Annotated in this window: 5 protein-coding genes; all 5 read left to right on the top strand. The window is 31.4% G+C overall.

Annotated features, from left to right (window positions below):
• Positions 1–2 precede the first annotated feature (2 nt).
• A complete protein-coding gene (locus ABJD66_RS11100) occupies positions 3–860 on the top strand; it encodes a 3-hydroxyacyl-CoA dehydrogenase NAD-binding domain-containing protein (protein WP_348131478.1) in 858 nt (285 codons plus the stop codon).
• Positions 861–866: 6 nt separating this feature from the next.
• Positions 867–2,105 carry a DUF1015 domain-containing protein gene (locus ABJD66_RS11095; RefSeq protein ID WP_348131475.1) on the top strand — a complete coding sequence of 413 codons (1,239 nt, stop codon included), beginning with the start codon at positions 867–869 and terminating at the stop codon, positions 2,103–2,105.
• 15 nt (positions 2,106–2,120) lie between these two features.
• Positions 2,121–2,789, top strand: coding sequence for a YggS family pyridoxal phosphate-dependent enzyme (locus ABJD66_RS11090; RefSeq protein WP_348131472.1), 669 nt, complete (start codon positions 2,121–2,123; stop codon positions 2,787–2,789).
• Positions 2,790–2,813: 24 nt separating this feature from the next.
• On the top strand, positions 2,814–4,178 hold the full coding sequence (locus ABJD66_RS11085) for an exonuclease domain-containing protein (protein WP_348131469.1): 1,365 nt from the start codon (positions 2,814–2,816) through the stop codon (positions 4,176–4,178).
• Between the two features lie 3 nt (positions 4,179–4,181).
• On the top strand, positions 4,182–4,434 hold a 253-nt coding region (locus tag ABJD66_RS11080), incomplete at its 3' end, for an ion transporter (protein WP_348131466.1).

Here is a 4,434-nt window from a genome sequence, read left to right as displayed (position 1 = left end):
CAATGGGTAATGGTATTGCCCACGTTTTTGCACAAAATAATTATAAGGTTAACTTAATAGATATTGCACAAGCATCTTTAGATAAAGGTTTAGCTACCATTACTAAAAATTTAGATAGAATGGTTGCTAAGGAAAAAATATCTGAAGCAGATAAAAATAATACTCTAGCTAACATTACACTACATACTGTACTTGCAGATGGTGTTAAAGGTGTAGATTTAGTAGTAGAAGCTGCTACTGAAAATGTAGACTTAAAATTAAAGATTTTTAAAGATTTGGATGCTACTTGTGATGCTAAAACTATTTTGGCTACAAATACATCATCAATCTCTATTACTCAAATTGCTGCTGTTACTAACAGACCAGAACAAGTAATTGGTATGCACTTTATGAACCCTGTACCTATTATGAAATTGGTAGAGATTATTAGAGGTTATAACACATCTAATGAGGTTACTGCTACTATTATGGAGTTGTCTACTAAATTAGGAAAAACACCTACAGAGGTTAATGATTACCCTGGTTTTGTTGCTAATAGAATTTTAATGCCTATGATTAATGAGGCTATAGAAACACTTTACAATGGTGTTGCTGGTGTAGATGAAATTGATACCGTAATGAAACTAGGTATGGCGCACCCAATGGGACCATTACAATTAGCAGATTTTATTGGTTTAGATGTTTGTTTAAGCATTTTAAATGTGATGTACGACGGATTTAAAAATCCTAAATACGCACCTTGCCCACTACTTGTAAATATGGTTATGGCTAAAAAATTAGGTATAAAATCTGGTGAAGGTTTTTACGATTATTCAGAATCTAGAAAAGCAGAGAAAGTAGCTTCTCAGTTTGCTAAATAAAATCTATTGGCTAATATAAAACCATTTAAAGCAGTACGTCCAACCAGAGATAAGGTTAGTTTAGTTGCTTCTCGTTCTTACCAAAGTTATACGCAAGCACAGCGCGAGGCTCGACTAGACCATAATCCGTATTCTTTTTTACATATTGTTAACCCTGGTTATAAATATGATAAAGAAATATCTGGTGTAGAACGTTACCAATTGGTAAAAAATAGATATTCAGAATTTAAAGAAGACGGAGTGTTTACACAAGATTCTACTCCGTTTTTCTACATTTATAAAGTTGTAGACAGAGACAACCAAGTGTTTAATGGTATTGTTGCCGCCGCCAGCGTAGAAGATTACCAAAACAATGTTATAAAAAAGCACGAGGACACTATTACTAGTAAAGAGATTGTTTTTAAAGATTATTTAAAAACAGTTGGTTTTAATGCAGAACCAGTACTTATTACCTATCCAGATAATAAAGAGATTACAACCATTATGAGTAATAAGCAAAAAGAACGTGCAGAGTACGAGTTTACAACTACGTATAGAGACACACATTACCTTTGGCTTATTACAGAAAAAGAAGATATAGACGCTATTGTACAAGCTTTTAAAAATATACCTACAGTTTATATTGCAGATGGGCACCACAGATCGTCATCATCAGAATTACTTTGTTTAGACTGTAAAGAACAAAATAAAGAACATAATGGCACAGAAAACTATAACTATTTTATGAGTTATTTTATTCCTGAGTCAGAGCTTAAAATACACGAATTTAACAGACTAGTTAAAGACCTTAATGGTTTAACCAAAGAAGAATTTTTAATAAAGTTAGATGCTGTTTACCGTATAGAAAATAGAGGTGCAATACCATACAAGCCCAATAAAAAACATCACTTTAGTATGTATTTAGATGGCGAGTTTTATTCTTTACACCTACGTAAATCTATTTACACATTTAAAAACTCTTTAGATAAATTAGATGCACAACTACTTTACAATACCATTTTAAAACCTATTCTAGGGATTACAGATTTACGTAAAAATGACAGAATAGATTATTTAAGTGGTAAAAAAGAGATTGTAAGTTTAGTTAATAAAATAGATAGTGGTAAATTTAGGGTTGGCTTTGGTATGTTACCTGCCAATATTCAAGAATTAAAAAGTATTGCTGATGATGGCTTGCAAATGCCTCCTAAAAGTACTTTTATAGAGCCTAAGTTAAGAAGTGGCGTTACTATTTATGAATTTTAGTTTTTAATTAAAATTATGTCAATTAAAGAATCCTTATTAACAATAAAAAAAGAATTACCAGATACGGTTACACTTGTAGCTGTATCTAAAACAAAACCTGTTTCTGATTTAGAAGAAGCCTATGCTGCTGGTCAGCGTATTTTTGGTGAAAATAAAATTCAGGAAATGACCCAAAAAAGGGAGGTTATGCCAAAAGATATTCAATGGCATATGATTGGCCACGTACAAACCAATAAGGTAAAGTACATGGCAGAATATGTTTCTTTAGTACACGGTGTAGACAGCCTAAAACTGCTAAAAGAAATAAACAAACAAGCAAAAAAACACAACAGAGTTATAAACTGTTTGTTACAAATGCATATTGCAGAAGAAAGCACAAAATTTGGTTTGGATAAAGAAGAATTAAACAATCTTATAGATTCTGACATTTTTAAAGCATTAGAAAACATAAACGTTGTTGGCCTTATGGGAATGGCAACATTTACAGATGATAAAAATCAAGTAAAAAAAGAGTTTGCTACGTTAAAAGAAATATTCTCTTCTTTACAAAGCATAAAATCTACTAACTTAGATGTAAAAATACTATCTATGGGTATGAGTGGCGATTATAAACTTGCTATAGACCAAGGAAGTACAATGGTACGTATTGGAAGCAGTATTTTTGGAAGTAGAAATTATTCATAAACAACACAGGCTAGAACAAATTTGATGTACGTAATCTTAGATATTGAAACCACTGGTGGTAAATTTAATGAAGAAGGAATAACAGAGATTGCCATTCATAGGTTTGATGGGCATAAGGTTGTAGACAAATTTATTAGTTTAGTTAATCCTGAAAAAGAAATACAACCATTTGTTGTTAAGCTCACTGGTATAAATGATAAAATGCTACGTACCGCTCCTAAGTTTTACGAAGTTGCCAAACGTATTGTAGAAATTACTGAAGATGCGGTTATTGTAGCTCATAATGCTCAGTTTGATTATAGAATTCTAAGAACTGAGTTTAGACGTTTAGGTTTTAATTTTGAACGTAAAACGCTTTGTACCGTTAATTTATCTAAAGAATTAATACCAGATAAAGAGTCTTATAGCTTAGGTAAATTAGTGCGTTCTCTTGGCATTCCTGTAAGTGACAGGCATAGAGCCAATGGTGATGCCCTTGCCACATTACAGTTGTTTAAGTTGCTTTTAGCTAAAGATTTAGACAAAACCATTATAAAAAGTGTTATTAAAGAAGGTTCTATGGGAGAACTGTCAGACAGGCAAATAAACCTTGTAGAGCAATTACCTAATGATAACGGTGTTTATTATATGTATGATAAAGATGGTGACTTAATTTTCTTAGGTAGATCATCAGACATTAAGAAAAAAGTAAACAAACACTTTACAGGAACTTCCAATGTTGCTAAAAAATTACAAAAGCAAACACGCAAAGTTACCTTTGAAAAAACTGGAAACGAGCTAATTTCAACCTTAAAAGAAAACGAAGAGTTACGCAGGGTAAAACCTAAGTACAATAGTAGTTTGCGTAAAAACTTGTTTAGCTACGGTATTTTTCAAAAAGAAAACGAAAATGGTTACATATCTCTTCAAATAGAAAAAACAACGACAACAGAAAAAGCTATTGGAACTTTTAGTAGCTTTATTTCTGCTAAAAACTTTCTTCATAAAATATCTAAGGAATATACTTTGTGTAATAAGGTTAATCTAATTTCTGAGGCTAAAACAAATTGCGGCAATTATGAAGATGGCAATTGCAATGGTGCTTGTATTAATAAAGAAGACGCAGCATCTTATAACCTAAGAGTACAAGAAGTAATTGCTAGATATAGCCTTGTGGGTAAAAATATTTTAATAAAAGATAAAGGAAGAGAAATAGGCGAATATTCTGCTATTTTAATAAAAGACGGAGAGTTTAAAGGCTACGGGTACTATAATTTAAACCATCAAATAAATAATATTCATATCTTAGAGTCTATTATTACAGAGATGAAAAGCACTCCAAATACTATTCATCTTATTTTAGCTTACCTAAGAAAAAGTAAAAGAGTACAACAAATACAACTAGACTAACCATTGAAAAACGAAAAACCATCTAAACGCTGGAAAGCCAAAATACACGAAATAATTTACGGTACGCACACACCTGCTGGTAAATTGTTTGATATTTTATTACTTGTACTTATTGTTTACAGCGTTATTATTGTAATGCTAGAGAGTGTTCCTAGGTTTGACACCAAATATCACGAGTTTTTAAACATATCAGAATGGGTAGTAACTATCTTATTCTCTATAGAATACATATTACGCGTTATTATTATAAATAAAC

It is taken from the genome of Cellulophaga sp. (assembly GCF_039943695.1).
Classification (GTDB): Bacteria; Bacteroidota; Bacteroidia; order Flavobacteriales; family Flavobacteriaceae; genus Cellulophaga.
This window is presented reverse-complemented; position numbering and strand designations above follow the sequence as displayed.